The sequence below is a fragment of the Flavobacterium croceum DSM 17960 genome (genome assembly GCF_002917885.1).
Lineage (GTDB): Bacteria > Bacteroidota > Bacteroidia > Flavobacteriales > Flavobacteriaceae > Flavobacterium > Flavobacterium croceum.
The window spans coordinates 82,765-109,738 of sequence record NZ_PQNY01000001.1; the positions used below are offsets into that span (position 1 = coordinate 82,765).

Consider the following 26,974-nt stretch of genomic DNA (forward strand, 5'->3'; position numbering starts at 1 on the left):
CTTTATTGTTTAACTAATGATGTAAATTGTTTTAATTTTCCACTTGGGCTTCGGGTAAGTTTTTCTTTTCTATGAAAATATATTTTTAATCCTTTTTCCAAATAATTTGTCATAGCTTTTTCAATTTCAATAACTTGAGAAGCATTTAACTCACGTTCGCTTACATACTCGATTTCAAAATTATCTATTTTCGTTTGTTTTATTACAAACTCTTTTACATTTCCTGTGTCTTCAATAATGCTTTTGGTAATGTAGTAAAATGTGAGTCCTGCTGCTTTTTTTCCGCTTGGTAATACGGCTATATCATTGGTTCTACCTGTAAGCTTTTTCAAAAAAGTGTTTTTTGCGGTGCTCTTTTCGTCTAGTATGCCCATATCGCCAATATCATAACGAATAAATGGGTGGGCTTTGTTGTACAAAGAAGTAATTACAATTCTGCCTTCTTCTCCATTGGGCAATACATTTCCTTTTTCATCAACAATTTCTACAAAAAGTGTTTCGGTATTAACTTGCCATTCCCCATTTGGGTTTTGAAAAGCAATTAAGTCGAGTTCCGATGCGCCGTATTCGTTTATTACACAAACGCCAAATTGTGTTTCGAGTAGTATTTTGTCTTCTTCAAAAAGCATTTCAGAAGTAACAATACAACATTTTAGCGTAGGGCAGACATCTTTTAAAACAATGTTTTTTTTGTTTAAATATTTGGCAAATTGAACTATAGAAGAAGTATATCCGTTGATGTAATCAAACTTTTTTACACTAAATTTTTTTAATACTTTTTCTAAGTAAGCATCCGATAAATCAAAAACAGAAAAACGATAGCGATTGCTAAAAAAATCTTTAATTCGTTCTTTTAAATTCCCTTTAAAATCGAGTGGTATTCCATAAAATCGTGCTTGGAAAGATTTATTAAAATCTATACCATTAGCACCAAATTTATCTATAATATTTGCCCACGTTAAAGCATGACAAAACTTATCTTTGGCAAAAAAAAATGGATCACCACTTGAACCCGAAGTTTTGTTTATATACACATTGTTTTTAGAATATCCGTTGGATAGCCTTAAAGACAATGGCTTTTGGAAATCTTTTTTGGTCATTATAGGAATGTTGTTCCATTCCGAAATGTTTGTATTGCCTATAAAATGTTTATAATTCGCATTTTCTTTGCTATGATAGCGTACAATTTCGGCTTTCTTTTTTTCAAGAAAAGCTGCATAATTGTGCTCTTGAATTTGTTGTTGTTTGAGTAAAATGCTGGCTTGGTTTACAGGAAATCCTTTACGTTGTAAAATTTGAGTAAATAAAGAAATTTTCATGTAAAGCGTTTGTTGTGTAGATTTGTAAAAAAGCTCTACAAAGCTAGTAAAAAATAAACACTCCTAAATATTCAACTAGGTTTTGTGCTTTGTAAACCCTATTTTTTTAAAGTTTTTTTATATAAACCTCACATTATATTTACTACTTTAGTGCCCAAATGATTTTTTGGAATCAAAACCCAAAATCATAGATACCATATAATAGCATTAAAAAATAAATAGAAATATATGAAATTGATAAAAAAACGTTATTGGCTTACTGCTTTTGCGGCTGGGTTTATGTTTGTAGGCGTAAGTTTTAAAGATGATTTTTTTGAAATAGCCAAACAGATAGAAATCTTTACAACATTATTTAAAACGGTAAATCAAAACTATGTAGATGAAACCAATCCGTCAGAATTGATGGATAAGGCCATTAAAAGTATGCTTGCCGATTTAGACCCTTATACCAACTATTTTAATGAAGAAGATGTTATAAAATTTCGCATCAACAATACTGGTGAGTATACAGGTATTGGTGCTATGATTACCAGAAAAGAAGATAAACTCATTATCAAAGAGCCGTACAAAGGTTTTCCTGCAGACAAAGCAGGGCTTAAAGCTGGTGATGCCATTATACAAATTAATGATGTAAAATTGGCAGATTATAAAGAAGATGCTTCCGAACTATTAAAAGGTGCCAAAAACACCAAAGTAAATATTGTGTATGTAAGACAAGGTAAAACCTTAACCACGCAATTAATTTTAGATGAAGTAGATGTAAAAGCAGTTCCGTTCTTTTCAAAAATAGATGATAAAACAGGGTATATTGTTCTAGAAAAATTCAACAACAAAGCCTCTACAGAAACAAGAGATGCTTTAGAAAAATTAAAAAGTCAAGGAGCAGAAAAAATTATTTTAGACTTAAGAGGAAATCCTGGTGGGTTGCTACACGAAGCGGTAAATATTTGTAATTTATTTGTGCCAAAAGGAGAAGTTATTGTAACTACCAAATCTAAAAACGAAAAATACAATATTACCTACAAGACAATAAAAGAACCTATTGATACCGAAATTCCTCTTGTAGTTATTGTTGATGGAAAAAGTGCTTCAGCATCAGAAATTGTATCGGGAGCTTTACAAGATTTGGACAGAGCTGTTGTATTAGGAAGCCGAAGTTTTGGAAAAGGATTGGTACAACGTCCTTTTGATATGACTTACAACACTCAAGTAAAAGTTACCATTTCTCGATACTACACTCCTGCTGGCAGATGTATACAAGCCTACGATTATACCAAAAAAGATAAAGATGGTAAAGCCCAAAAAACCGATGCTGCTAAATACAATGCTTTTAAAACCAAAAACGGAAGAACAGTTTACGACGGTGGCGGTATACAACCTGATGTAGAATTGGAAGAAACAAAGTTGAGCCCTATAGCACAAGCTTTGCAAAAAAATGATGGTATTTTTAATTATGCTACCCAATATTATTTTAAAAACCCTAATGTAGGCGATAAAATTCCTACTGTTACAGACGCTGATTTTGCAGATTTTAAAAATTTTCTGAAAAAAGAAAATATTAATTTTGATACAGAAACAGAAGTGGCGCTTAAAGCAACTTTAGAAAAAGCTAAAAAAGAAAAAATAGACGAAACTATTAAGCTACAATACGATCAATTATTGGTGGCTTTACAAAAAAGTGAAGAAACTCTTTTAGACAAAAATCAAAAAGAAATCAAACGCTTATTGGTAGATGAACTCATTAAACGCTATCAGTATAAAGAAGGGTTGTATCAATACTACATTAAAAACAATGCCGAAATACTCAAAGCTACTACCCTACTTTCAAATGCTACAGAATACAACAAAATACTGAAAAAATAATGCCTCGATTTCTCCAAATACTAGCCTTACTTTTGTTCTTTAATGTGTTACATGCACAAGAAGAAATTGTACGTTCTGTTTACTTCGAATTTGATAAATTTAATGTAGATGACACGCAACAAAAAGATTTACTAAAATTTGTACAAGCTACCGATTCTACCCGTATAGAATCGGTGCAAATATTTGGATATACAGATGATATAGGTAAAGACGACTACAACTTTAAACTTTCGACAAAAAGAGCTAATACCATTAAAGACCATTTAATAAGCAACGGTATAAAAAGTAAAATTATTGTAACGATTGAAGGTAAGGGGCGTATTTTAATTGATGATGATATTGTAGAAAACTTACCCGAAAAACGCTCTAAAAACAGACGTGTAGACGTGGTTATTAATTTAAAACCACTACCCAAACTCATTATGCCTGGTGTATATAGCACTGTACAAAAAAATCATGTAATTGGCGATCGTATTTTACTAGAAGATGTTTTGTTTGAAAAAGGAAGTAGTAAACTTACCACCAAAGCAAAAAACGATTTAGATAAAATGGCATTGTTGTTTCAAAGGTATAAAAATTTAGAATTTGAAATTCAAGGTCATGTTTGCTGTACTCCATCATATTACAAAGAAGCTATAGATAAAGATACCAAAAAAAGACAACTCTCTACAAATAGAGCGCAGGCGGTATATAAATATTTATCTTTTAGACGTGTAGATAAAAAAAGAATGACTTTTAAAGGCTATGGCAACACACGTCCTTTGGGTAGAGAACCTGAATATGATAGACGAGTAGAAATTGTTATAACTAAAATTTAAGGATATTAGCCTTTCTGCATTTGTATATGCGGAATATCATCTTCCAGATACATGGCACTGGTTTGAACAAAACCATGTGTTTCGTAAAATTTCTTTAAATATTGTTGCGCCGATATTGTGATTTTGGTTTCGTGCAAAATATTCTCGCACAATAGTATAGCTTGTTGCATCAATTCGTGCCCAGTGTTTTTTCCTCTATAATTTGGGTGCACCACTACCCTACCTATTGAGGCTTCGTTAAAATAATCGCCCGCTTTAAACAATCTAGCATAAGCAATTATTTGATTGTTTTCTGTACAAAATAGATGAAAAGCTTTTTGATCTTTGTTGTCTATATCTTGATAAACACAATTTTGCTCTACTACAAACACCAAACTACGCAAAGCTAGTATTTGATATGTTTGGGTTGTAGAAAGCTCGTTAAATTGCTTAATTTGCCAATTTAGATTTTCCACTTTTGTTTGGTTTTAAAAATTGTATCGATTTGATTATTGCTTCCAACTCAAACATTAAGTCGCGTTTTTGTTTTGAAGGAGCATAGCAAAACCCTTCCAACACCAATATTCTTTGATTTTTATCATCAAAAATGCAATAATTTATAAAAGGGCCGTTCATGTAATCGTTTTGCATTTCCCAACTTCCTTTGGTTTCGTAAGTTTTTCTGCCGGCAATTTCTATTTTTGAAAAATAAGGCGAAAATGCCGATTCGGTTACCATTTTTGTGTTTGAAATTGCTCCACGTATAAACCTTCCGTTTATAGAGTCTCGTATTTTTACAATGCGTTTTATGGCATTATTATTTTGTTTAATTGATGTATATGGTAATTGATATACTATTAAACTTAAGTTTCCGCTGGTAATTTCTTTTTTAAACCAAAGAAAATTTTTGGTTTTTAAAACCAATTTATACTTAGCAGGTATATCTAGTAGTATTCGGTATTTGTTTTTTAATTTTTGGTTTTTTAAAAGTGTATCATTTTTTAATTCTTGTTGGTATTTTGATATTTCTAAGCTTTTTATTCTATCAATAATTAATGAGTCGTTGGCTTGTATAGAGTCTAAAAGTTCTTTTACGGTTTCTCCAGAAATATGAAATACAAGTTGTGGTTTGGCAAATTCGTTTTCTACTAAATCAAAACGGCTTTTGCTTTCTTTTTTTATAAGGATAATGTTTCGGTTATTACTCATAAATCCTTCGAGCAATTTTACTGGGTATTGGTTTATGGTAAACAAGGGTTCTTCTTGTGGTAACCCAAGTATAGGCCCAGCAAATTTATTGCGCAACGTATCTCCTATTTCTCCATTCCAAAGTTCATCATCAATTATTACGGCTATTTCGTTGTGTTTTGTGTATACAGTTCTGTTGTTTTTTTCTTTTTTGTTACAAGAAGAAAAGAATAAGATAAGGGTAAGAATAAAAAAAAATTGAGCTTTATTCATAGTGATAAATAAAGCTCAAATTTAAGTAAGATTTTTAGAAATTAACTGTTTATTTTCAGTTTCATTCCTGGTTTTATTTTTTCATTTTTGATTTTATTCCATTTTTTTATGTCGGCAATCGTTACACCTGGAAATTTTTTTGAAATACTAAGTAAAGTATCTCCTTTTCGTACTTGATAAATAGTTGGTTTATTATTATCTGCTAAATACTTATCTTTCTTAGTTTTTGTTTTGGTTACAGGTTCTTTTGAAACAACGAGAGTTTGGCCTAATTTGATTACGTTATCATCTAGATTGTTTAACTCTTTTAGTTTATCTATAGTGGTATTGTGTTTTTTGGCAATACTACTCAAATTATCTCCTTGCGCAACAGTATATTCTATTTCTTTAAAATCTGACTTAGCAGCAATTTCTTGTTCTTTTTTGGTGGTAGACTCTCCAGATATTACAAGTTGAGTTCCAGCTTTTACATCTGTGTTAAATAGATTATTCCATTCTTTTAAATCCTCAACGGTAACATGATGCTTTTTGGCTATCGAAAACAAATTTTCTCCTTTGGCAACAATATAATAGTTCTCAGAAACGGTATCGTTTTTAGTAGCTTTTTTAGACTTTTTATCAACATTTGCTATTGGTTGCTCGTCGTTATTATCTATACTAGGCACCAAAACCTCTTTTTTAATCGTTTTGGTTACTTGCTCTGTTTTTACAATTTTTAAACTTTTTCCAGCAATTAAATTATTGCCTTTTATTTTATTCCATTTTTTAATTTCTGAAACATCTACATCGTATTTTGATGCAATTTCCGAAAGATTGTCTCCTCGTTTTACTTTATGGTATTTTGTAACTTGTTTATTTGTAGTTACTTTTTCTAGCTTATATGTTTTAGCAACTTTGGAAGTTGGATTTTCTACAGAGGCTATATCTGTCGTTTCTGATTTTTCTTTTTTGTTTTGCTTATAGGCAATTCGTTCTGTAGTAACAATTTTTAATGTTTTTCCTCTCGATACCTTACTGCCCTTTAGGTTATTCCAATCTCTTATATTATTGGCTGTAACTCCATATTTTAAAGCGACATCATAGATGTTTTCTCCTCTTTTTACTTTATGAAACTTATATCGGGTAACAAATTCTTTATCTGTTTCTGGTTTTTCGAGCGTGTCTATCGATTTGTTTGATGTAGTTTTTGCAATAGCAAATGGCTTTTCGCGGTTTTTCTCTTCATAATCTACATACGCATATATTTTATCTTCATTAGAAGTGAAAACCGCAACTTTTGATTTTGGTAAACGAATAAAGTTTTGTTCTCCAGAAATATAAGGTACTTCTTGTCTTTTATACGATGGATTGTAAAATTTTAACTCATCTACTGATATGTCTAATAAATCTGATATTTGTTTAAAAGACATGTGGCGTTTTACCATAATAGTATCTGTAGCAAAATGATTGGCTATCGCTTTATTAGGCACAATTCCATGCTCTTTATGGTATTCAAAAATATACATTGTGGCTAAAAAAGCAGGAAGATATCCTTGTGTTTCTTTGGGTAAATGTTTTCTTATGTTCCAATAATTTTGGTAACCACCCGATCTACGAATAGCTTTTGAAACATTTCCAGGACCTGAGTTGTAAGAAGCTAAAACCAAATCCCAATCGCCAAATATTTTGAACATATTTTTCATATATTCTGAAGCAGCCGAACTGGCTTTAAGCGGATCACTGCGTTCGTCTACATAAGAGCTAATGTTAAGGCCGTATTGTTTGCCTGTTTGATACATAAATTGCCACAAACCCGTAGCTCCTACTCTTGAAACTGCTTTGGGGTTTAAGGCAGATTCTACCACTGCAAGGTATTTTATTTCTAGTGGTATGTTGTTTTTTGCTAATTCTTCTTCAAAAATTGGAAAATAAAATTGAGAAATTCCCATTAACCTTTCAAAGGTCTTTTTACGGTTTTTTAAAAATGATTTTATTACGTTTTCTAAACCTTCATTATACTCGATATTAAAAGGCGATTTCTCGTCTAATTTTTTAAGACGTTCTTTAAGTAATTCTGTAGGAAGTTCATAATCTACCTTTTGATCTACATTTACATTTTTAATATCGGTAATCATTTGGTCATAACTATCCAAAGATACCATTTCTTTTGCCCATAAACTGTCTACACACGAGGCCATTTCGTCGTTTACAAAAGTCTTTTTTATCGAATCTAGAAACGATATTTTAACTTCTGGTTTTACCAAAGAGTCTTTGTCTTTTACAATTTCTTGGGCATTCAAAAATGCAGTTGCCACAATGCAGATTGCAGTAAATTTATTTTTTAATGTCATAGTGAATTTATCAATATATTATCAATCAGTAGGTTAAGTATGTTACAAACATAATTTATATGTGGGAAAAATTATGTTTAATATTTGTTAAAACTAAAGTTATGCCAAAATAGCTGCTATTCCAGGTAGGGTTTTCCCTTCTAGCATTTCTAGCATAGCTCCTCCTCCGGTAGACACGTAACTCATTTTTGGTTCTAGTCCAAATTGTTTTACTGCGGCTACAGAATCTCCTCCTCCAACTAGCGAAAAAGCTCCATTTTTTGTTGCCTCTGCTATATATTCGCCCAATGTAATAGTACCGTGAGCAAAATTTTCCATTTCAAATACACCTACAGGTCCGTTCCACAATATAGTTCTAGACTGCATAATGATTTCTTTGAAGTTTTCTAGCGACTTCGGACCCGCATCAAGTCCTTGCCAGCCAGTTGGTATATGGCGTACATCTACTATTTGTGTTTGGGCATTGTTTGAAAATTCATTGGCAGCTACTACATCTACTGGTAAATGAATGTGTACATTTTTCTCTTTGGCTTTGTGAAGAATTTCTAATGCCAAGTCTAATTTGTCTAATTCGCAAATAGACTCACCTATTTCTCCGCCTAATGCTTTTATAAATGTAAAAGTCATTCCTCCACCAATAATCATGTGGTCTACTTTGTCTAGAATATTCTCAATTACCGTAATTTTTGATGATACTTTCGATCCTCCTAAAATAGCAGTTACAGGTTTTTCAGAATTTTTTAGTACTTTGTTTAGGCTCTCTATTTCTTTTGCCAATAGGTATCCAAAACATTTGTTTTCTGGGAAAAACTGCGCAATGATTGTTGTAGAAGCATGTGCTCTATGTGCTGTTCCAAACGCATCATTTACATAAATATTGCCCAATGAAGCTAATTCTTTAGAAAAATTAACATCGCCAGCCTCTTCTTCTGCATAAAATCTAAGGTTTTCCAAAAGTAATACTTGCCCAGGTTTAAGATTGTGGGCAGCGTTTTGAGCTACTTCTCCAATACAATCTTCTGCAAAAAGCACAGGTACTCCAAGTACTTCTGATGTTTTGTTTACTATATATTTTAAAGAATATTTTTGTTCTTTTCCTTTTGGTCTACCCAAATGCGACATTAAAATAACACTGCCTCCATCGGCTAAAATTTTGTCTATAGTAGGTTTTGCTGCTTCTATACGGTTGGCATCGGTTACATGAAAGTTTTCGTCCAAAGGAACGTTAAAATCTACTCGAATTAATGCTTTTTTATCTTTAAAATTAAATTGGTCTATTGTTTTCATTTTTAATAATATAGTAATACAAAGATATTACGTTTCTAAAATTGGTTTTAATGAGAAAAATCAGTTTTAAACTATTTTACAATAAGCAACCACAAATAATCGGAATACTTATTGTTAAACCCGCTCTTTTTAAGGGCTCGTATTTGTTCTTCGTTGGTAGAATAATTTAAGTAAACGTAGTGGTACTTTGTTTCTGGATTTACAACATATTTTGCGGGTATTCCTTTTTGTTTTAATGATTCTGCAAATTTTATAGCGTTTTCGGGCACCGCAAAAACATTGGCAACAAGATAAAACCCTTTTGGTATTGCGTTTGACACCAGTGTTCTATCTCTATCTGGAGCTGGAGTTGGTGGCGTTTTTACTTCAGTATTATCTGCGTTATCTGTTGTTTTGTTTTTTGTAATAGGCGTTGTATTTACTGCTACATTTGGCAATGTTGTTGAAGCATTTAGAGCTGCTTTTTTTGCAATAATCTCACTTTCTGTATAAATAATAGGTCGTGGCGGAGAAACTTCTACATTAAATGCGGTAAAAAACATAAAATATCTATCGCCGTTAGATTGTAATCTTAAAGTTAATTGCGATGTAGCATTATCAATCAAATTATTGTTGATATTTGGAATACTAAGTAAACACATGTCGTATCCTAAAGTATTTGTACTATTTGGTGTTCTTCCGTTTAAGAAATCGTCTTCTATAGTAATGGTTCCGTTGAAAAAGTTATCGCTCTCTCTTATTGCATTTTTTAAATTAAAAAATTGCTTGTTTTTACCTGCCATAAGAAGTTGATCGCCGACTAAGTTATTGTCTCCTTCAAGTGCTGAGGCAACAAGTTTTGCTTTTATTTCTCCTTCTATTACCGATTTAAATCCAGAAAATTTCACATCGGTATATCGCTCTGTAACTCCTACAAAACCATCGTAAGTTGATATAAATTTTTCTGTTAATTCTTCTTCTTCGTAAACCAAAAATAAAGTCCAACCACCTGCTACTCCGCCTGCTACTTTTCCTTGTGTTGCATAAATATTGGCTACTGTATAAACTCCTTCATAATTTGCAAAGTCTGTAAACAATGGAGTAATATCGGCATAACAAGTGTACGGTGCATATTCTTTTGTCATTGGATCTTTGTATCCATCAAATAGAACTTGTCCTGAAACAGGTACATATTTATCGGTATCGGGTAGTTTTATTTTAACTTTTGTATAGTCTTCTCTTTTTGAGTCGGTTAAAATATATTTATTGAATTTCAATTCTGATTCGTTTGACTTATAGGTAGCCGACCAATAAAGAGCAGCATAAATAATTCTCTTTGTGTTTTTATCATTAAATTTAACGGTGGCACTACTCGAAGAAAATGTAGAAGGATCACTATCTACATCTATATATCGCATATTATATTCATCATTATTATCTGCAGATTTTGACAAATCATTAAGTTCGGTATTTGCAGAATGACGTTTATCTTGCCTATTTACAATGGTATTGGCTATAACAACCATATCGCCTTGTACCAACTTTTGAAATCTTGGTTTAAAACTTTGATTGATTTGCGCAGACCCAAATAATCCTGTTAATAAAACAACGAAAGTTGCGATTTTTGAATAGTTATTTTTCATTTGTATTGAAAAATTATAGTTTATAACCTACAAAAATAATTATTTTATCGTACAAACTTGTTTTTTTTACATTTTTGTATCGAGCAAAATGGTAGCCGTTGTATTTTTACTTTATTTTTATAGTAAACATTGTATCTTTGCTTATGCTTTTTTCTGAAATTTTAGGGCAAGATCATTTAAAAAATCATCTTACAAAAAGTGCCGATGAAGGTAGAGTACCTCATGCACAACTTTTTGTAGGTCCAGAAGGTAGTGGCACTCTTGCTATGGCTATTGCATATGCTCAATATTTAATTTGTAACAATACATTGGGCGAAAATAATACCGAGAATAGTGCTTGTAATTTAAAGTTTCATCATTTACAACATCCCGATTTACATTTTGTATATCCTACTATTACTACCGAAGATGTTAAAAGTAAACCCAAAAGCCTTGATTTTCTTACCGATTGGCGTCTTTTTGTACAACAAAATCCTTATGGTGGTATATTTGATTGGTATAAGTTTTTGGGCGTACAAAACAAACAAGGCGAAATACGAGTAGAAGATGCTCAAGAAATAGTGAAGTCTTTATCATTAAAATCATTAGAAGGTAGTTACAAAATTATGATTATTTGGATGGCTGATAAAATGAATATCGCCGCATCAAATAAGCTACTTAAATTATTGGAAGAACCTACAGATAAAACTGTTTTTATTTTAATTACCGAAAATGTAGAAAATATTATTCAAACTATACTGTCTCGGTGTCAAGTATTACAATTTAATCCTTTACCAGAAAATATTATTGTTGAAGCACTTGTAAATCGTGAACAGATAGATAGGGTAGTGGCTCAAAAAATTGCGCGCCAAAGTCAGGGTAATTATAATAAAGCATTACAAATAGTAAAAGAAAATAATGATGAACTCCCTTTTGAAGAGTGGTTTGTATTTTGGGTTCGAAGTGCTTTTAAAGCCAAAGGAAATGCAAGTGCAATACACGATTTAATAATTTGGAGTGAGCAAATAGCTGCTTTGGGTAGAGAAACTCAAAAAAAGTTTTTGAGCTTTTGTACCGAAATGTTTAGACAAGCCTTACTTTTGAATTACAATGCGCCTTCGCTAGTATATATGGAGCCCAAAGTAGAAAAGTTTACCTTAGAAAATTTTGCTCCTTTTGTACACGGAAATAATATTCTTGAAATTTTTAAAGAAATATCCGATGCGTCTTATCATATAGAACGCAATGGTAATGCCAAAATTATTCTTACCGATTTATCCATAAAATTAACCCGATTAATTCATAAAAAATAACATTATGCACAATACTGCCTCTTTACTTGTTTTGGTGTTTTTGGCTGTCACTTTTATTCAAAGTGGTTACGACAAAATTTTTGCTTGGAACGATAATGTTTCTTGGCTAAAAAGTCATTTTGAAAAAACAATTTTAAAAAACCAAGTGCCTATGGCTTTGGGTATTATACTTTTACTAGAAGTGTTGGCAAGTGTAGCTTGCTTGGCAGGTTGTGTAGAATTGTTGGTAAACGGCGGACGCACTTTTGGTTTTTATGGTGCTGTAATTTCGTGTATTACCTTAATAATGTTGTTGTTAGGGCAACGTTTAGCCAAAGATTATGATGGCGCTCGAACTATTGCTATCTATTTTATTGTTGCTGTATTGGCAGCTAATTGGTTAGGGTAGCTTTGTAAAGTTTTAATTCGTCCCATGTTACATCATTGGATGCTTTTTCTTTAAGCTCTGTTAAAGACTCTCCGTTGTAATTTGTAAAAAGATTTTCTAATTCATCTATTCTATCTTGAGGTAAAACCTCTTGTATTGCTATTTTTGATTCGGCAATCAATTTGGCAATATGTGAGTAAATGGTTTGCACAGAATATTTTCTATGTTGAGCTATTTCTACAATAGATTTTTTTTGTTTCCAGAGTTCTAAGGTTTCTTCTAATGTAGATTTTTTGGGTTCTTTTGGCTTTTTAGTTTTATGATATCTTTCTGGAAATTCGTCAAAATCTACCAAAGTTTTATGAGTGTCTTTGTACCTTTCTTTGGCTTTTTGGTTTGCGTTTTCTTTTATGGCTATGAGCTCTTTGGCATGTAGACTTTTTTTGTTAAGCTCTTGATTTGTATGCAATAAATGCATCATTTTTTTTGCTCTAATAAGATATGACAATCTATTGCTTAGCTCGTATTCTAATTCTAAAAACATAGTAAACCAAGTTTTTGCTTTTTTGGTGTTTTGAAGTTCTACCAATTGGTAAACAATTTCTTCATACATTTTTAAAAAAATAGGGTAGAAGTAAAGGTAAGCCGCTTCTATTCTAGAATTTATATACTCTTGTTTTTCGTTTTTAAAAAATAAATTTTTGAGTTGTTTTTGAAAATTTTCTGAAGCCAACACGGTTTCTTTTATTGCATTTTCTTGATTTGTAACAAACTCATCTATTTTTTGTTTCAATTTTACAGAAGCCTCATCGCTCGCAAAACGAATATTTCTGTAGTGTTGTTCTAATTCTTTCCACGAGAAACATTCTAATAAAAAATCTAAAATATATGTGTTTGTTTGTTGTATTAATGTACTTTCAATACTTTGTGGTGGTATTTTTTGATTGGAAAAAGAAATGACATCATTATCTGTAGCAAAACCTTGTACTTGTAGGTTAGAAAGCAAAATAAGCCCTTCTAACGAACGAAGTCTAGAAAAAGCCACATAGAGTTGTCCTGGTTGAAAAACTTGCGATACATCGAGCGCAGCTTTATCAAATGTTAATCCTTGACTTTTGTGTACCGTAATCGCCCATGCCAATTTTAATGGATATTGTACAAACGTACCGAGTGTTTCTTCTTCTATCTCTTTGGTAGTTGGGTTGAGAGTGTATTTTATATTTTGCCATTCGTATTTTTCCACTTCTATTGTGGTTTGATCATCTTCAAAATAAACAAATATTTCGTTTTGACTGAGTTTGGCAACAACACCTATTTTTCCATTGTAATACCTTTTTTCAGCATTGGTATCGTTTTTTATAAACATGACTTGTGCTCCTTTTTTCAACACAATGTTCTCATCAACAGGGAAAATTTTATCTGGAAAATCTCCAACAATTTCAGCTTTATAGCTTTGTGGTTTTTCTTTTATTATTTCTAATGATTCTTGATTTATTTTATCGGCTTTATAATTATGCGTGGTAAGAATAATGTATCCAGCGTTTTTATCTATTGAAAATGAATGATTTACATACTTATTGAGGTAATCTATATCTTGCTGTACAATCGTGTTGTTACGAAACCGATTTAATAAGTCTATAAAAAACGCATCTTTTTGGCGAAATATTTTTTCTAATTCAATGTATATCAATTTATTATGAATAGATTGCGCATTAAAAAAGTATTTTCCTGCGTAGTATTTTTGTAGTACTTGCCATTCAGAATCTTTAATAACAGGTGGTAACTGCAACAAATCGCCAATAAAAAGCACTTGTACACCTCCAAAACTCTTTTTGTTTTTGCGTACACTTTGAAGCATAAACTCTATTGCATCGAGCAAATCGGGACGAAGCATACTCACTTCGTCTATAATAAGTAATTGAAGTTGCTGAATCACTGCTTTTTTGGTCGCATTCATTTTAAAATGCTTAGCCAAAGTAATTTTAGTTTCGAGCTTGGTATCTGTAGAGTAGGGCGGCCACTCATGTATGGGTAAAAATGTACCAAAAGGCAACTGAAAAAACGAGTGTATCGTAACACCTTTGGCATGTAGTGCCGCAATGCCAGTAGGAGCAACTACAGCAAAGTTTTTGTGTGTAGAGGCAGTAATTTGATGTAACAATGTTGTTTTACCAGTACCTGCTTTACCTGTAAGAAAAACATGTTGTTGGGTTTGGTTTATAAATTTTAATACATATTCGGCTTCTACTGATAATGGTTCCACGTGGCGCAAATTATATTAACTTATTGATTTACAAAACAAAAGCCTGTATAAAACAGGCTTTTAAAATATTATTTTTTGTCTTTTGCAGCAGTTTTGTCTTCTTTTTTGGTTTCGTCTTTGGTTTCAGACTTCGCTTCAGATTTGTACTTATCGTTTACCAACTTTATTAAATCTTTAGTAATATCATAACTATCTTTTGCGTACAAAACAGTAGCTACATCACCTGTTCCAAAAATATAGTCGAAACCTTTTTCTTTACCGTAATCTTTAAACATTTTTTTGTAACGTTTTACTAAGCTATCCATTTCTTGGCCGCTTTCGGCTTGCAATTCTTGCATCAAAGCTTGACTAGCGTATTGTATTTCTTGATTGCGTTGTTGCAATTCGGCATATTTTTGTTGAGCCCAAACTTGCCCGTTTTTTTGAGCATTTGATTGGAAACTATTTTTTTCTGCTTCCAGGCGATCTGCAGCTTCTTTTATTCTGCTTCCCTTTTCTTCAGATTTAGATTTGTACTTCGCTTCAATATCTTTTGCTTCGGTACTTTCTTCCATTAATTTTGAAGTATCTACATAAGCTGTTTTAAATTCTTTTGTTTCTGGTGCATTGTTACAAGAAAATAGTGCAAGAACTATTGCAAAAATCGATAAGGTTTTTTTCATTTTAATTAATTTTTGTCAAAAATATAAATTTTAGGTTATTTAAAAAACTAAAATCAAAACATCTATAGACTATAGTTTGTTTTGATTATGGTATATTTTACTATAAATTTCAATTATTTTATTAAAAATAAGAAATTTTAAGTTTATTTTTTATTTTTTAAAACATAAATATGAGAAGAATACTCTAAATTTTGTTTTCCAAATCTATTTGAAATCCAACCTCTATAAATAGCGCTTATATAATTCATTCTTCCTGTTTTATATTTTTCAGAAAGTAAACTTACGTAATAGCTGTCCCATTTCATAGGTAATATTTCAGTAAGCTCCATATCTACACGAGCAAACAATTTTTTAATTGAATATTTTGAGAAATGCCACAAATGTCTAGGAACATCAAAAGCTGCCCAAAATTCTTTATAATGTTTGGCATCATACGAATTAAAATTTGGAACAGCTATAAAAACAATTCCGTTGGGTTTAAGTATTCGCTTTAATTCTATTAAATATTGATTTAAGTCGGGCACATGTTCTAGTACATGCCACATCGTAATTACATCTTGAGAGTGTGATGGAATGTCGGTTAAATTATCTATAAAATCTATTCCTTTTAAAATTGCATTATTTTTGGCCTTTTCATTAGGTTCTATACCTAGAGTAGTCCAACCGTTATTTTTTGCAACCAATAAAAAATCTCCTGTGCCTGCGCCAATATCTAGAAGACTTCCTTTTGATGCACGTGTATTTATAATTTTTAATTTATTTTTTAAAGCTACTTTTTTTACTGCATGATAGGCTTTTTCAAAAAGTCCTCTTTTATGATCGGTGTGTGAAATATAATCTTCACTTTCATAATAAGAGGGTAGTTTTTCCAATGAAGGTTGTGGGTGTGTAACCAACATATTTAAATCTTCGTTTAACAAAAGAGTAAACGATTCGTTTGATACTGAAAAATCTTTTAATTTTAAATATTCTTTTTTACTTGAATTCATTCTCGGATTTTTTTACAAGAAGTTAAATTGTTTCACGTGGAACATTTATCTTCCCATATAAATTAATAGTACGGAAATATCTGCAGGAGAAACCCCGCTTATTCTAGATGCTTGCGATATAGTAACAGGTTTAATTGCTGCCAATTTTTGACGAGCCTCAATAGACATTGATTTAATTTTTGAATAATCGAAATTATCGGGGATTTTAATATCTTCTAGCTTAATGAGTTTCTCGGCATTATTTTTCTCTTTTTCTATATAACCAGAATACTTTACTTGAATTTCTGCTTGTTCTAAAATTTCTTGATCTAAATTATTTTGTTGTAAATAATCTTGAACTTTTTCTAAACGAAGCATATCTTGTAAAACAATTTGAGGTCTCGAAAAAACTTTAAACATTTTGTCGGCTTGCGCCATAGGAGAAGAATCTTTTTCTATCAATATAGAATTGGCTTCTTGAGGTGAAACACTGGTTTCTTTAAAAAAGTCTACAAACTTATCACTTTCATTAAATTTGTATTCCATTCGACTTAATCGCTCTTGAGAGGCGAGGCCAATAGCGTGCGACTTTGGAGTAAGTCTAAAGTCGGCATTATCTTGTCTAAGCAACGTGCGGAATTCTGCTCGAGAGGTAAACATTCTATAAGGTTCTTCCGTTCCTTTGGTAATTAAATCATCAATAAGTACACCAATATAAGCTTCGTCTCTACGTAAAACAAAAGGGTCTTTGTCATGAACTTTTAAATGCGCATTAATTCCAGCCATTAAACCTTGTGAAGCCGCTTCTTCATAACCTGTAGTTCCATTAATTTGACCCGCAAAATATAGATTTTCTATAATTTTTGTTTCTAATGTATGCTTAAGTTGGGTAGGAGGGAAGTAATCATATTCGATAGCATAACCTGGTCTAAAAAATTTTACGTTTTCAAAACCAGCAACACTACGTAGGGCTTTGAACTGTACATCTTCTGGTAATGAAGTAGAAAAACCATTTATATAAAACTCAACTGTGTTCCATCCTTCGGGTTCTACAAAAAGCTGATGTCTTTCTTTATCGGCAAATCTATTAATTTTGTCTTCTATAGAAGGACAATAGCGAGGGCCTAAACTTTTTATTCTACCATTAAACATTGGAGATCTATCAAAACCTTCTCTTAAAATATCGTGTACTTCATTTGAAGTATATGTCATATAACAATCTCGTTGATGAGAAAGCGGTTGTGTTTGATTTGAATAAGAAAATTTTTGAGGGTTTACATCACCTGGTTCTACACGCATTTTAGAAAAATCTAACGAACGACCATCTACACGAGGTGGCGTTCCTGTTTTCATGCGTCCGGCTGTAAAACCTGCTTGAACCAAACATTCTGTAATTCCGTATGCAGCACTTTCGCCTGCACGCCCACCTCCAAATTGCTTTTCTCCAATATGAATTAAACCATTTAAAAAAGTACCATTTGTTAAAACAACCGATTTTGCTTTAATTGTAACGCCTAAAGCTGTTTTAACTCCTATTACTTTATTGTTTTCGAAAATTAAATCTGAAACCATTTCTTGGTAAAAATCTAAGTTTGGAGTGTTTTCTAACATTAACCTCCATTCTTCAGAAAAACGCATACGGTCACTTTGACAACGAGGAGACCACATTGCTGGGCCTTTTGATTGATTAAGCATTTTGAATTGAATGGCTGTTTTGTCGGAAACTATTCCAGAATAACCGCCTAGCGCATCAATCTCTCGAACAATTTGTCCTTTTGCAATACCACCCATGGCAGGGTTACAAGACATTTGTGCAATGTTTTGTAAACTCATGGTAACCAAAAGTGTTTTTGAACCTAAATTTGCTGCTGCTGCTGCTGCCTCACAACCTGCATGGCCAGCGCCAACCACAACTACATCATATATATCTACAAACATATGGTATCTATTTGTTCCACGTGGAACATAAAATATAAATTGGTTTATTAACTCTGTTCCACGTGGAACATTTTGATTTTTTCTTCTTCTTTATTTCTCATTAGTGTTTCATCGGTTTCTGTTTTATCTTTATATCCGCAGAAGTGTAAAACACCGTGAATGATAACGCGTTGTAATTCGTTTTCAAAAGAGACATTATAGGTTTTTGCGTTATCTAAAACCCTTTCTATAGAGATGAAAATATCTCCTGAAATTTCGTTGCCAATAGTATAATCAAAACTTATAACATCTGTGTAATAATCGTGTTCTAGATATTGCTTATTAACATTAAGCAAGTATTCATCGTCGCAAAATATATATGAGATTTCGCCTTCCTCTTTAACTTCAGATTTTAACACCGAAGTAATCCAATGAGAATATGCGTCTTCATTAGAAATTTTAAAATCACATTCGTAATTATAACTGATCATTACCTTTGAAATATTGTTGTACTTTTTGATTGAAATTTTCCTGCAAAGGTAAGGTTTGTCTGTTTAAAATTTCAATACTATTTAAATATTCTTGCAATCGGGCAGGAAGTGCATTTGCGTTGTTATTGTATTCTTTTTTATTGATTTCTGATTGGCGTTTTTTATCTTCTCCCTGTTGCTGAATAGCTTTGTCTAATTTTAATAATTCATATTTAAGGTTTAGTATTTTTTGAAGGGTTTCGTTGTTAAAACCTTTATTTAAAAGCTGCTTTTCTATTTGTTTCATTTTATCAAGCGTACTTTGCCCTTGGTTGGACAAACCGTTTTTATTAAGTTCTTTTTCCAAAGCATCACGTAACTGTTTTTGCTCTTTATAAATATCCATAATGGTTTTGGCATCGCCTTCGCCATCTTCTCCTTCGCTATCTTTTTTAGTGCCTTCTTTACCTGATTTAGAACCAGAACCTCCAGAACCCGATTGACCATTTTGATTGGGTTTATCGCCTTTGTTACCCTCTTTACCTTCGCCAGATTTGTCACTTGGTTTATCGCCTTTTTGCATACCATCTTTCATCTTATCAGCTAAACCTTCTTGCTTTTTAATAATATCTGGGAGCTGCATATCGCCTTTACCCCCAGAGCCTGGCATAGGCATACCGTTTTTGCCTTTTCCTTTTCCAGAAGCAGACATTTGCATCTGCATTTGCATATTATTCAAGGTAAATGAAAGCATTTCTGCTAATTTATTAGCCGAAGTAATTGCAAATTGTTGGTGCGAAACTCCTTTATAAACATTAGCTTCTGCCAATACTTCTAAGGCTTTGTCTACATTGTATTGAACATTACCAACTTCTGTAGTTACTTGTTCGGCAATTTTTGGATTACGCAATGAAAGTGCAAATAAACTATCATCAACATGCTTGAATTGAGCGCGCAAGTCTTGTTGGATTTTTAAGTTTTTTGCAAATGCTGGAGAGCCTCTTTTAAGTCCTTTAAAACCTTTCATCACATCTTCTTGAGAGAAAGAGTAAGCAAGAAGATTATCTATTATTTGACGTAACATAGAAGCATCTTCTTCCATTTGTTCCATTTCGCCACCTGCCATATCTTGCATCATCATCTCACTCATTTGTTGCATCTTTTTGGAGGCAGATTTTTGCTTAGATTTTGCTTTCTCTTTTTGTTGCTTTTGAAGTTGATCTGAAGCATTTTTCATATCTTCTTCTATACTTTTTTCTTTATCATCTGTATTAGGAAGATCTACAGGAGCTTTAAGCTCTTTATTTTCTTTATCAAGTTCGTTTAATTCCTTTTGAATATCATTGAATTCTTTATTGATTTCTTCTTGCTTTTTAGCCTCGTTTTCTTTATCAGACTCGGCAAGCTTGTCTTGTTTTTCGGCAAGTTTTTGGAGTTTTTCAGCCAATTGTTCAGCCTTTTTTTCTACATAATATTTTTTGGTAAGTTCTACCAATTGTTGCAAACTCTTTGTTTGATTTTTGCTTTGCTGTTTAAGCTTTTCCATTTTGTCAAAAAGCTCTTCTTTTTGAATCTTATCATTGAGTTCTTTAAGTTCATCTAGAAGTTTTTGATTTTTTTCTAAATCTTTTTCAACTTTTTCTAAACGATCTTTTAGCAACTCTTTATCCTCGTCTTTTTTGTCTGATTTTTGTTTATCGAGATTGTCTTTCATTTTCTCAGCAAACTCCTTCATCAATTCATCTTGCTTTTTCTGACGTTCTAAAAAGTCATTTACTTTTTGTTGTTCTTTAAAATCTAACGACTCTTTTTCTTTACCCATCTTTTGCAATTTATCCAATTCATTGAATTGCTTTTCTTGGGTTTTTAAAGACTTTTCAAGAGAGTTAATATTGCTGTTTTGTTGTTCTAGTAGTTGATCTTCTTTTTCTGTATCTGTAGCTTCTCTATGAGAAAATACACTAGACTTGGTAGATTTGTAATTGTGAGCTGCATCATTATCAAAAACTTCAAAATAATAATCGTAGCTAACTCCTTGTTCTACAGGTAAATTACTTGGAAACGAAAACACAAATCGATCAAAAATATCTTTTTTAACAGGAATTGTTCCACGTTTCACATTGTTGGGTTTGTCTTTTGGATAATAAATGATGGACAATCGAGACAAACCATAATCATCAGAAACTTGACCAATAACATAATCTTTTGAAACCTTTAAGCTATCTGGTGCTTGGGTAACAGAAATAGTAGGATATTGGTCTTTTACAACAGAAAGTTGGTAGTTTAATTTTTCAAAATCTTTTACTTTATTATTTGAATTAACTATTTGATATTCTGTATTTTGAGTAATATTTTTAGAAAGAATAAATGTATTTCCAGAGGGAGAAAATGCTACAAGAGAAGATGCGTCTTTCCAAATAACTTGTTGTGTAGCTAATGTATTCATTTTCCAAGTAATACGTGTTCCTTCGGGAACAATGGCGTTTCCTGTACCCTTAATCCACTCATTCTTTTTACCTAAATAAGAAGGAAACTGCAATAACATATCCAACTGAACTATAGAAGGAACGGTTACTACTTGAAGCTGATAGTCTTTTGAAACGACTTCGTTGGCTTGCAAATGAAAACTTAAATTCGATTTTGGTTTTGGTATAGTAAATTGAAATTCTCCTTGCTCATTCTTTTCCATAAAATAGCTTTCATCGCCAATAAATATCATGGCATTTTCTGGAATAACTTTACCTTCAGTTTTTACTTTAAGCAGAAAATCTTGATTTTGTTCCGTTTGTAAATTACTATTAAGTATTTGAAATTGAAATGGGGCAGGAGGTAAGTACTGCTTGTCGTAATTAACTACTCTGGTAAAACTTTGGCTTATAATATTTTGATTACCTGATATGTAAAAAAATAAGAAAAACAAAATAGGTATAGCGGCAAGCGGAATATATTTTTTATTCTTGGCATAATCTACCGCTTTTGTAAAGGGAATAGGGTGTAGGGCATTTGCTTTTTGTTCAATAGAAGCCAATAAAAGTTCTGATTTGTGTTTATCTTGAGCCAATTGCAAAAAATTGGTGAGCTTATCTCCAATTTCTGAAAAATGATTTCCAATAATTTTTGATGCTTCGGTATAATCTAATCCTTTTTGAAACTTAAATAATTTGAATACTGGAAAACAAATAAAACGCACCAAAAGAAATAATTCGACAAGTATAAAACACCAAAATAATAAAGTTCGAGCAACAGGTTTTAACCATAAAAAATACTCGATAAATAGTGTAAATAAAAAATACAGCAAGCCTAAACCTATAAAAAATAAAGTGCCTTTTATTAACTCATTGGAGTAATATTTTTTAATAAACTGTTCTAGTTTGGAGTAAATAACTGCTGTTTTATCCACAATGGTTGATAGTTTTGTTTATAACCGATAAATATAGCAATTATTACACAAGTAAAAGTTAAAAGATTTTTAAAAGAAAAAGAGAGTAGATATAGCACTATTATAGTAGAGATATAATACTAATAGTAAAAGAAATCAACTAATATTTTGATATTCCAATTGCTATAGAAGTTCTATATTTGTAAAAAAATACAACATCATGTCAAAACCAGTACGCGTTCGGTTTGCGCCAAGTCCAACCGGACCACTACACATAGGCGGGGTTCGCACTGCTTTATTCAACTATTTATTTGCAAAAAAAAATAACGGAACTTTTTACCTACGTATAGAAGATACAGACCAAAATAGGTTTGTACCTGGAGCCGAAAACTATATTTTTGAAGCTCTAGAATGGCTCGGTATTCCACCTAGTGAAACGGTAAATAAAAACGAAAAATTTGGACCTTATCGCCAAAGCGAACGCAAAGAAATATACAAACAATATGCCGATACGTTACTAGAAAAAGGTTGGGCATATTATGCCTTTGACAGTGCAGAATCGTTAGATAAACATAGAAAACAACACGAAGCCGAAGGGAAAACATTTATCTACAATTGGCATAATCGTGAAAAATTAGAAAATTCATTATCCCTTTCTCAAGAAGAAGTTCAAGAAAGAATTGCCAATGGTACCGATTATGTAGTACGCTTTAAAATACCTGTAAACGAAACCTTGCATTTACACGATATAATACGTGGCGATATAAAATTTGAAACTAATTTACTAGACGACAAAGTTTTATTTAAAAGCGATGGTATGCCAACGTACCATTTAGCCAATATAGTAGATGATCATTTAATGCAAACTACCCATGTAATACGTGGCGAAGAATGGCTACCTAGTTTACCATTACATTATTTATTATACAAAGCTTTTGATTGGGAAGCGCCACAATTTGCTCATTTACCTTTAATATTAAAACCTATTGGAAACGGAAAACTATCAAAACGCGATGGTGATAAAATGGGCTTTCCTGTATTTCCATTACAATGGACAACAGAAGAAGGAACATCTATGGGATATAGAGAACAAGGCTATTTTCCAGAAGCTGTAGTAAACTTTTTAGCACTTTTAGGTTGGAACGATGGCACAGAGCAAGAGCTTTTTACATTAGAACAACTATGTGAAAAATTTGATTTAACACGTGTACACAAAGCAGGAGCTAAGTTTGACCCTGAGAAAAACAAATGGTTTAACCATCAGTATTTACAAAAACAAACCGATGAAAGTCTAGCGGAAAGTTTTACAAAAATATTAGCAGAAAAAAATATTGCTACTACACTCGATGTAATAAAAATTACATCTTTAATAAAAGAACGAGCTAATTTTGTTTCAGAATTTTGGGATTTGGCAGATTACTTCTTTGTTGCTCCAACATCTTATGATGAAAAAGGACTTAAAAACTGGAAAGAAAACACGCCTGATGTAATGAATGCCTTACTTGTAGAATTGGAAAGCATCAATAATTTTTCTGCAACAGCATTGGAAGAAAAAATAAAACCTTGGCTTTTAGAAAATAAAGTAATGCCTGTTTTAAGATTATGCCTAGTTGGGGCTTTAAAAGGTGTAGACTTATTTCAGTTAATGGAAATTATTGGCAAGCAAGAAACTACAAACAGAATAAAAAAAGCAATAGAAAGTATATAAATAATAAGCCTCTGTAATAAGAGGCTTTTTTATTTTACTAAAATATTGTAACAATACGGTAATAGCAACGTATAATATATGTAACCTAAAAATCATTAGTATGCCATTTTTAATTATTTTACTTTTTATAGGATTTGTAATCCTTATGTCATCATTCTTTACTGTAAAGCAACAAACCGCTATAGTTATAGAACGATTTGGAAAATTTGAAAGCATTCGCAATTCGGGTTTGCAGCTTAAAATTCCTATTATAGATAGAGTAGCAGGCCGTGTAAATTTGCGTATTCAACAACTCGATGTTATTATAGAAACACAAACCAAAGACAATGTGTTTGTAAAAATGAAAGTATCTGTACAATTTAAAGTGATACAAGAAAAAGTTTACGAAGCATTTTACAAACTAGAATATCCGCACGACCAAATTACAGCGTATGTATTTGACGTAGTACGTGCCGAAGTACCAAAATTAATTCTTGACGACGTTTTTGTAAGAAAAGATGATATTGCTGTAGCCGTAAAACGCGAACTTAATGAAGCTATGATTGCCTACGGATATGATATAATAAACACATTGGTAACAGATATCGACCCAGATGCACAAGTTAAAAATGCTATGAATCGTATTAACGCAGCTGAAAGAGAAAAAACAGCAGCTATGTACGAATCTGAAGCACAACGTATTAGAATAGTTGCCAAAGCAAAAGCAGAAGCAGAAAGTAAAAAACTTCAAGGACAAGGTATTGCCGATCAACGTAGAGAAATTGCTCGCGGATTGGTAGAAAGTGTAGAAGTTCTTAATAATGTAGGCATCAATTCGCAAGAAGCCAGTGCTCTTATTGTAGTAACCCAACACTACGATACATTGCAAGCCGTAGGTGCAGATACCAATAGTAACCTTATTTTGTTGCCCAACTCACCACAAGCAGCCACCGATATGCTGAACAATATGGTAGCAAGTTTTGCAGCTAGTAATCAAATTGGTGAACAAATGAAAAAACAACCAAAAAGAAATAAACATTTAGAAGACAAAACATCATTAGATTATAATCCAAGAGATACAACCAATCCAGCCGAATAAAAAAATCATTACATAAATTATAAGAGTTCACTTTTTTGTGAGCTCTTTTTTTTGAAACATCACAAAAGGCAAAAAAATATCCCTATTCCTGTTGTTCGTTTTTATCTTTTATTTTTATTCAAAAAATAAAAGGATAACCACTTCCATCAGGGTTAAAAAATAAACTTTGAGGCATTTTTAAACACTTTTTTAATTCTAGACGTTTTAATAAACTATCTATAACTTAGATATAAAATCATATAGGATAAAAATAAAAATAGCTTAAATAAAAGATATGGAAGTCAATTTTAAAAGTATTTTATTATTAAAAATAATTTTTTAATAGATTTTATAAATAATAATATTTATTGATAAAAAATAAAAATAGAATAGTTTTTAAAAATAAAAACCTTTAAGTTACTCTTAAAGGTTTTTATTTTTAAAAAAGTGAAAAATTACTGTTCACTAATTTTTGCCCACGTATCTCGAAGTCCAACTGTTTTGTTAAAAACTAATTTTTCTACCGATGAATCTTTATCAACACAAAAATAACCCAAACGCTGAAATTGAAAATGGTCTAAATTTTTAGCAGTAGTCAAACTTGGCTCTACATAACCAGTAATTACTTTCAAAGAATTAGGATTAATATATTCTTTAAAATCAATTTCTTTATTTCCATCGGGCATTTCATGTGTAAATAAACGATCATAAATTCGCACTTCAGCCTCTAGAGCATGTTGCGTAGAAACCCAATGTATGGTTCCCTTTACCTTGCGTTTACTCGCTTCTGTACCGCTACCGCTTTTAGAATCAACATCATAGGTACAATGAATTTCGGTAATATTTCCATTGCTATCTTTTACTACAGATTCACCTTTTATAATGTAAGCATTTTTTAAACGTACTTCTGTACCTAGTGTTAATCTAAAAAATTTCTTATCAGCTTCTTCTTTAAAATCTTCACGTTCTATAAATAATTCTTTAGAAAACGGAACTTTTCTATAAGTTAATGTTTCTTCTTCAGGGTTATTTTCAGCATCAAGCCATTCTTCTTGCCCTTCTGGATAATTGGTAATTACCAATTTAACAGGATCTAAAACTGCCATAACACGAGGTGCTGTTTTGTTTAAATCTTCTCGAATACAAAATTCTAATAAAGAAACATCTATTAAATTTGTACGCTTGGCAATACCTATCGTTTTGGCAAAATTTCTTATAGAAGCTGGTGTATAACCGCGTCTTCTTAACCCAGAAATAGTACTCATACGAGGGTCATCCCAACCTGTAACATGTTTTTCTTCAACCAATTGTAATAATTTTCGTTTAGAAACTACTGTATGAGATAGATTTCTTCGGGCAAATTCTCGTTGTTTTGGTCTTACTAAATCTGTTTTGTAAATTTGATTTAAAAACCAATCGTATAACTCTCTATGTGGTAAAAACTCTAAGGTACACAACGAGTGAGATATTTGTTCTAAATAATCACTTTCGCCATGTGCCCAATCATACATAGGGTATATACACCAATTATTTCCAGTTCTATGATGATGTTCATGCATAATTCTGTACATTATTGGATCGCGCATAAGCATATTAGGCGAAGCCATATCTATTTTGGCACGCAATACATAAGAACCATTTGGAAATTCACCGTTTTTCATTCGGGTAAATAGCTCTAAATTTTCTTCTATACTGCGGTTTCTGTTTGGACTATCAATTCCTGGTTGTGTAGGTGTTCCTTTTTGTTTTGCCATCTCTTCAGACGACTGATTGTCTACATAGGCTTTGCCTTTTTTTATCAATTCTACAGCCCAATCATACAATTGCTGAAAATAATCGGAAGCATAACACTCTTTTTCCCATTGAAAACCAAGCCATTGTACATCTCTTTTTATAGCATCTACATATTCTTGCTCTTCTTTACTTGGGTTTGTATCATCAAAACGAAGATTTACGGGAGCATTATAATCTATACCTAAACCAAAATTTAAACATATCGCACTAGCATGACCTATATGTAAATAACCATTTGGTTCTGGTGGAAAACGAAAACGAAGTTTATTTTTTGATAAACCATTTTTTATATCTTCTTCTATGATTTGCTCTATAAAATTGAGTGATTTTTCTTCTGTAGACATAATATTTTTGTAATTTTAGCAAAGATATAAAAAGGTTTCAAGTTTAAGGTTTGATGTTTCAAGTTTATTGAATG

Annotated in this window: 19 protein-coding genes; 6 read left to right on the forward strand and 13 right to left on the reverse strand. The window is 31.8% G+C overall.

Features of this window, described 5'->3' with window-relative positions; all coding sequences use genetic code 11:
- Positions 1-2 precede the first annotated feature (2 nt).
- Entirely contained in the window at positions 3-1,319 is a 1,317-nt protein-coding gene (locus Q361_RS00450) for a phenylacetate--CoA ligase family protein (RefSeq protein WP_103724739.1), read from the reverse strand.
- 228 nt (positions 1,320-1,547) lie between these two features.
- Here Q361_RS00450 and Q361_RS00455 point away from each other — a divergent pair, with 228 nt between their 5' ends.
- Positions 1,548-3,182, forward strand: a complete 1,635-nt coding sequence (locus tag Q361_RS00455) for a S41 family peptidase (RefSeq protein ID WP_103724740.1) — start codon at positions 1,548-1,550, stop codon at positions 3,180-3,182.
- Complete coding sequence (locus tag Q361_RS00460) at positions 3,182-4,000, forward strand: OmpA family protein (RefSeq protein WP_103724741.1); 819 nt, start codon at positions 3,182-3,184, stop codon at positions 3,998-4,000. The genes Q361_RS00455 and Q361_RS00460 overlap by 1 nt, the downstream gene beginning before the upstream one ends.
- 5 nt (positions 4,001-4,005) lie before the next feature.
- On the opposite strand, the gene Q361_RS00465 is transcribed toward Q361_RS00460, so the two are convergent.
- From Q361_RS00465 to Q361_RS00485, 5 genes are all read right to left on the reverse strand, one after another.
- The gene (locus Q361_RS00465; protein WP_103724742.1) at positions 4,006-4,455 is read right to left on the reverse strand and encodes a GNAT family N-acetyltransferase; all 450 of its coding nucleotides are present in this window, start codon (positions 4,453-4,455) and stop codon (positions 4,006-4,008) included.
- Positions 4,430-5,440, reverse strand: a complete 1,011-nt coding sequence (locus Q361_RS00470; RefSeq protein WP_103724743.1) for a DUF4837 family protein — start codon at positions 5,438-5,440, stop codon at positions 4,430-4,432. Before Q361_RS00470 ends, Q361_RS00465 begins: the two co-directional genes overlap by 26 nt.
- A gap of 41 nt (positions 5,441-5,481) precedes the next feature.
- Positions 5,482-7,770 (reverse strand): LysM peptidoglycan-binding domain-containing protein, encoded by a 2,289-nt coding sequence (locus Q361_RS00475; RefSeq protein WP_103724744.1) that lies wholly within the window; start codon positions 7,768-7,770, stop codon positions 5,482-5,484.
- 99 nt (positions 7,771-7,869) lie between these two features.
- Positions 7,870-9,057, reverse strand: a complete 1,188-nt coding sequence (locus Q361_RS00480) for a phosphoglycerate kinase (RefSeq protein ID WP_103724745.1) — start codon at positions 9,055-9,057, stop codon at positions 7,870-7,872.
- A 71-nt stretch (positions 9,058-9,128) separates the two neighbouring features.
- Positions 9,129-10,679, reverse strand: coding sequence for an SPOR domain-containing protein (locus Q361_RS00485; RefSeq protein WP_103724746.1), 1,551 nt, complete (start codon positions 10,677-10,679; stop codon positions 9,129-9,131).
- 143 nt (positions 10,680-10,822) lie between these two features.
- Between Q361_RS00485 and Q361_RS00490 the strand changes: the two genes are divergently transcribed.
- A complete protein-coding gene (locus Q361_RS00490) occupies positions 10,823-11,971 on the forward strand; it encodes a DNA polymerase III subunit (protein ID WP_103724944.1) in 1,149 nt (382 codons plus the stop codon).
- A 4-nt stretch (positions 11,972-11,975) separates the two neighbouring features.
- On the forward strand, positions 11,976-12,359 hold the full coding sequence (locus tag Q361_RS00495; RefSeq protein WP_103724747.1) for a DoxX family protein: 384 nt from the start codon (positions 11,976-11,978) through the stop codon (positions 12,357-12,359).
- Here the strand turns inward: Q361_RS00495 and Q361_RS00500 are convergent.
- From Q361_RS00500 to Q361_RS00525, 6 genes are all read right to left on the reverse strand, one after another.
- Entirely contained in the window at positions 12,343-14,601 is a 2,259-nt protein-coding gene (locus tag Q361_RS00500) for a helix-turn-helix domain-containing protein (protein WP_103724748.1), read from the reverse strand. The two genes, Q361_RS00495 and Q361_RS00500, sit on opposite strands and share 17 nt — an antisense overlap.
- 68 nt (positions 14,602-14,669) lie before the next feature.
- Entirely contained in the window at positions 14,670-15,263 is a 594-nt protein-coding gene (locus Q361_RS00505) for an OmpH family outer membrane protein (protein ID WP_103724749.1), read from the reverse strand.
- Between the two features lie 143 nt (positions 15,264-15,406).
- A complete protein-coding gene (locus Q361_RS00510) occupies positions 15,407-16,252 on the reverse strand; it encodes a class I SAM-dependent methyltransferase (RefSeq protein WP_103724750.1) in 846 nt (281 codons plus the stop codon).
- A gap of 45 nt (positions 16,253-16,297) precedes the next feature.
- Complete coding sequence (gene mnmG, locus Q361_RS00515; RefSeq protein WP_103724751.1) at positions 16,298-18,169, reverse strand: tRNA uridine-5-carboxymethylaminomethyl(34) synthesis enzyme MnmG; 1,872 nt, start codon at positions 18,167-18,169, stop codon at positions 16,298-16,300.
- A gap of 47 nt (positions 18,170-18,216) precedes the next feature.
- Positions 18,217-18,639 carry an rRNA maturation RNase YbeY gene (ybeY, locus tag Q361_RS00520; RefSeq protein ID WP_103724752.1) on the reverse strand — a complete coding sequence of 141 codons (423 nt, stop codon included), beginning with the start codon at positions 18,637-18,639 and terminating at the stop codon, positions 18,217-18,219.
- Positions 18,626-22,018, reverse strand: coding sequence for a DUF4175 family protein (locus tag Q361_RS00525; RefSeq protein WP_103724753.1), 3,393 nt, complete (start codon positions 22,016-22,018; stop codon positions 18,626-18,628). The genes ybeY and Q361_RS00525 overlap by 14 nt, the downstream gene beginning before the upstream one ends.
- Positions 22,019-22,217: 199 nt before the next feature.
- On the opposite strand from Q361_RS00525, the gene gltX reads away from it, so the two are divergent.
- A complete protein-coding gene (gene gltX, locus Q361_RS00530) occupies positions 22,218-23,705 on the forward strand; it encodes a glutamate--tRNA ligase (protein ID WP_103724754.1) in 1,488 nt (495 codons plus the stop codon).
- A gap of 100 nt (positions 23,706-23,805) precedes the next feature.
- The gene (locus Q361_RS00535) at positions 23,806-24,783 is read left to right on the forward strand and encodes an SPFH domain-containing protein (RefSeq protein WP_103724755.1); all 978 of its coding nucleotides are present in this window, start codon (positions 23,806-23,808) and stop codon (positions 24,781-24,783) included.
- Positions 24,784-25,217: 434 nt separating this feature from the next.
- Here Q361_RS00535 and Q361_RS00540 read toward each other — a convergent pair whose 3' ends face one another.
- Positions 25,218-26,900 carry a glutamine--tRNA ligase/YqeY domain fusion protein gene (locus Q361_RS00540; RefSeq protein ID WP_103724756.1) on the reverse strand — a complete coding sequence of 561 codons (1,683 nt, stop codon included), beginning with the start codon at positions 26,898-26,900 and terminating at the stop codon, positions 25,218-25,220.
- Positions 26,901-26,974: the final 74 nt, after the last annotated feature.

Excerpts from the sequence above, each read along its gene's own strand:
- Q361_RS00490 (WP_103724944.1), top strand. The coding sequence starts at position 10,823 with ATGCTTTTTTCTGAAATTTTAGGGCAAGATCATTTAAAAAATCATCTT.
- Q361_RS00505 (WP_103724749.1), bottom strand. The coding sequence starts at position 15,263 with ATGAAAAAAACCTTATCGATTTTTGCAATAGTTCTTGCACTATTTTCT.
- Q361_RS00510 (WP_103724750.1), bottom strand. The coding sequence starts at position 16,252 with ATGAATTCAAGTAAAAAAGAATATTTAAAATTAAAAGATTTTTCAGTA.
- Q361_RS00495 (WP_103724747.1), top strand. The coding sequence starts at position 11,976 with ATGCACAATACTGCCTCTTTACTTGTTTTGGTGTTTTTGGCTGTCACT.
- Q361_RS00480 (WP_103724745.1), bottom strand. The coding sequence starts at position 9,057 with ATGAAAACAATAGACCAATTTAATTTTAAAGATAAAAAAGCATTAATT.
- gltX (WP_103724754.1), top strand. The coding sequence starts at position 22,218 with ATGTCAAAACCAGTACGCGTTCGGTTTGCGCCAAGTCCAACCGGACCA.
- ybeY (WP_103724752.1), bottom strand. The coding sequence starts at position 18,639 with ATGATCAGTTATAATTACGAATGTGATTTTAAAATTTCTAATGAAGAC.
- Q361_RS00475 (WP_103724744.1), bottom strand. The coding sequence starts at position 7,770 with ATGACATTAAAAAATAAATTTACTGCAATCTGCATTGTGGCAACTGCA.
- Q361_RS00460 (WP_103724741.1), top strand. The coding sequence starts at position 3,182 with ATGCCTCGATTTCTCCAAATACTAGCCTTACTTTTGTTCTTTAATGTG.
- Q361_RS00485 (WP_103724746.1), bottom strand. The coding sequence starts at position 10,679 with ATGAAAAATAACTATTCAAAAATCGCAACTTTCGTTGTTTTATTAACA.
- Q361_RS00470 (WP_103724743.1), bottom strand. The coding sequence starts at position 5,440 with ATGAATAAAGCTCAATTTTTTTTTATTCTTACCCTTATCTTATTCTTT.
- mnmG (WP_103724751.1), bottom strand. The coding sequence starts at position 18,169 with ATGTTTGTAGATATATATGATGTAGTTGTGGTTGGCGCTGGCCATGCA.
- Q361_RS00540 (WP_103724756.1), bottom strand. The coding sequence starts at position 26,900 with ATGTCTACAGAAGAAAAATCACTCAATTTTATAGAGCAAATCATAGAA.
- Q361_RS00455 (WP_103724740.1), top strand. The coding sequence starts at position 1,548 with ATGAAATTGATAAAAAAACGTTATTGGCTTACTGCTTTTGCGGCTGGG.
- Q361_RS00450 (WP_103724739.1), bottom strand. The coding sequence starts at position 1,319 with ATGAAAATTTCTTTATTTACTCAAATTTTACAACGTAAAGGATTTCCT.
- Q361_RS00535 (WP_103724755.1), top strand. The coding sequence starts at position 23,806 with ATGCCATTTTTAATTATTTTACTTTTTATAGGATTTGTAATCCTTATG.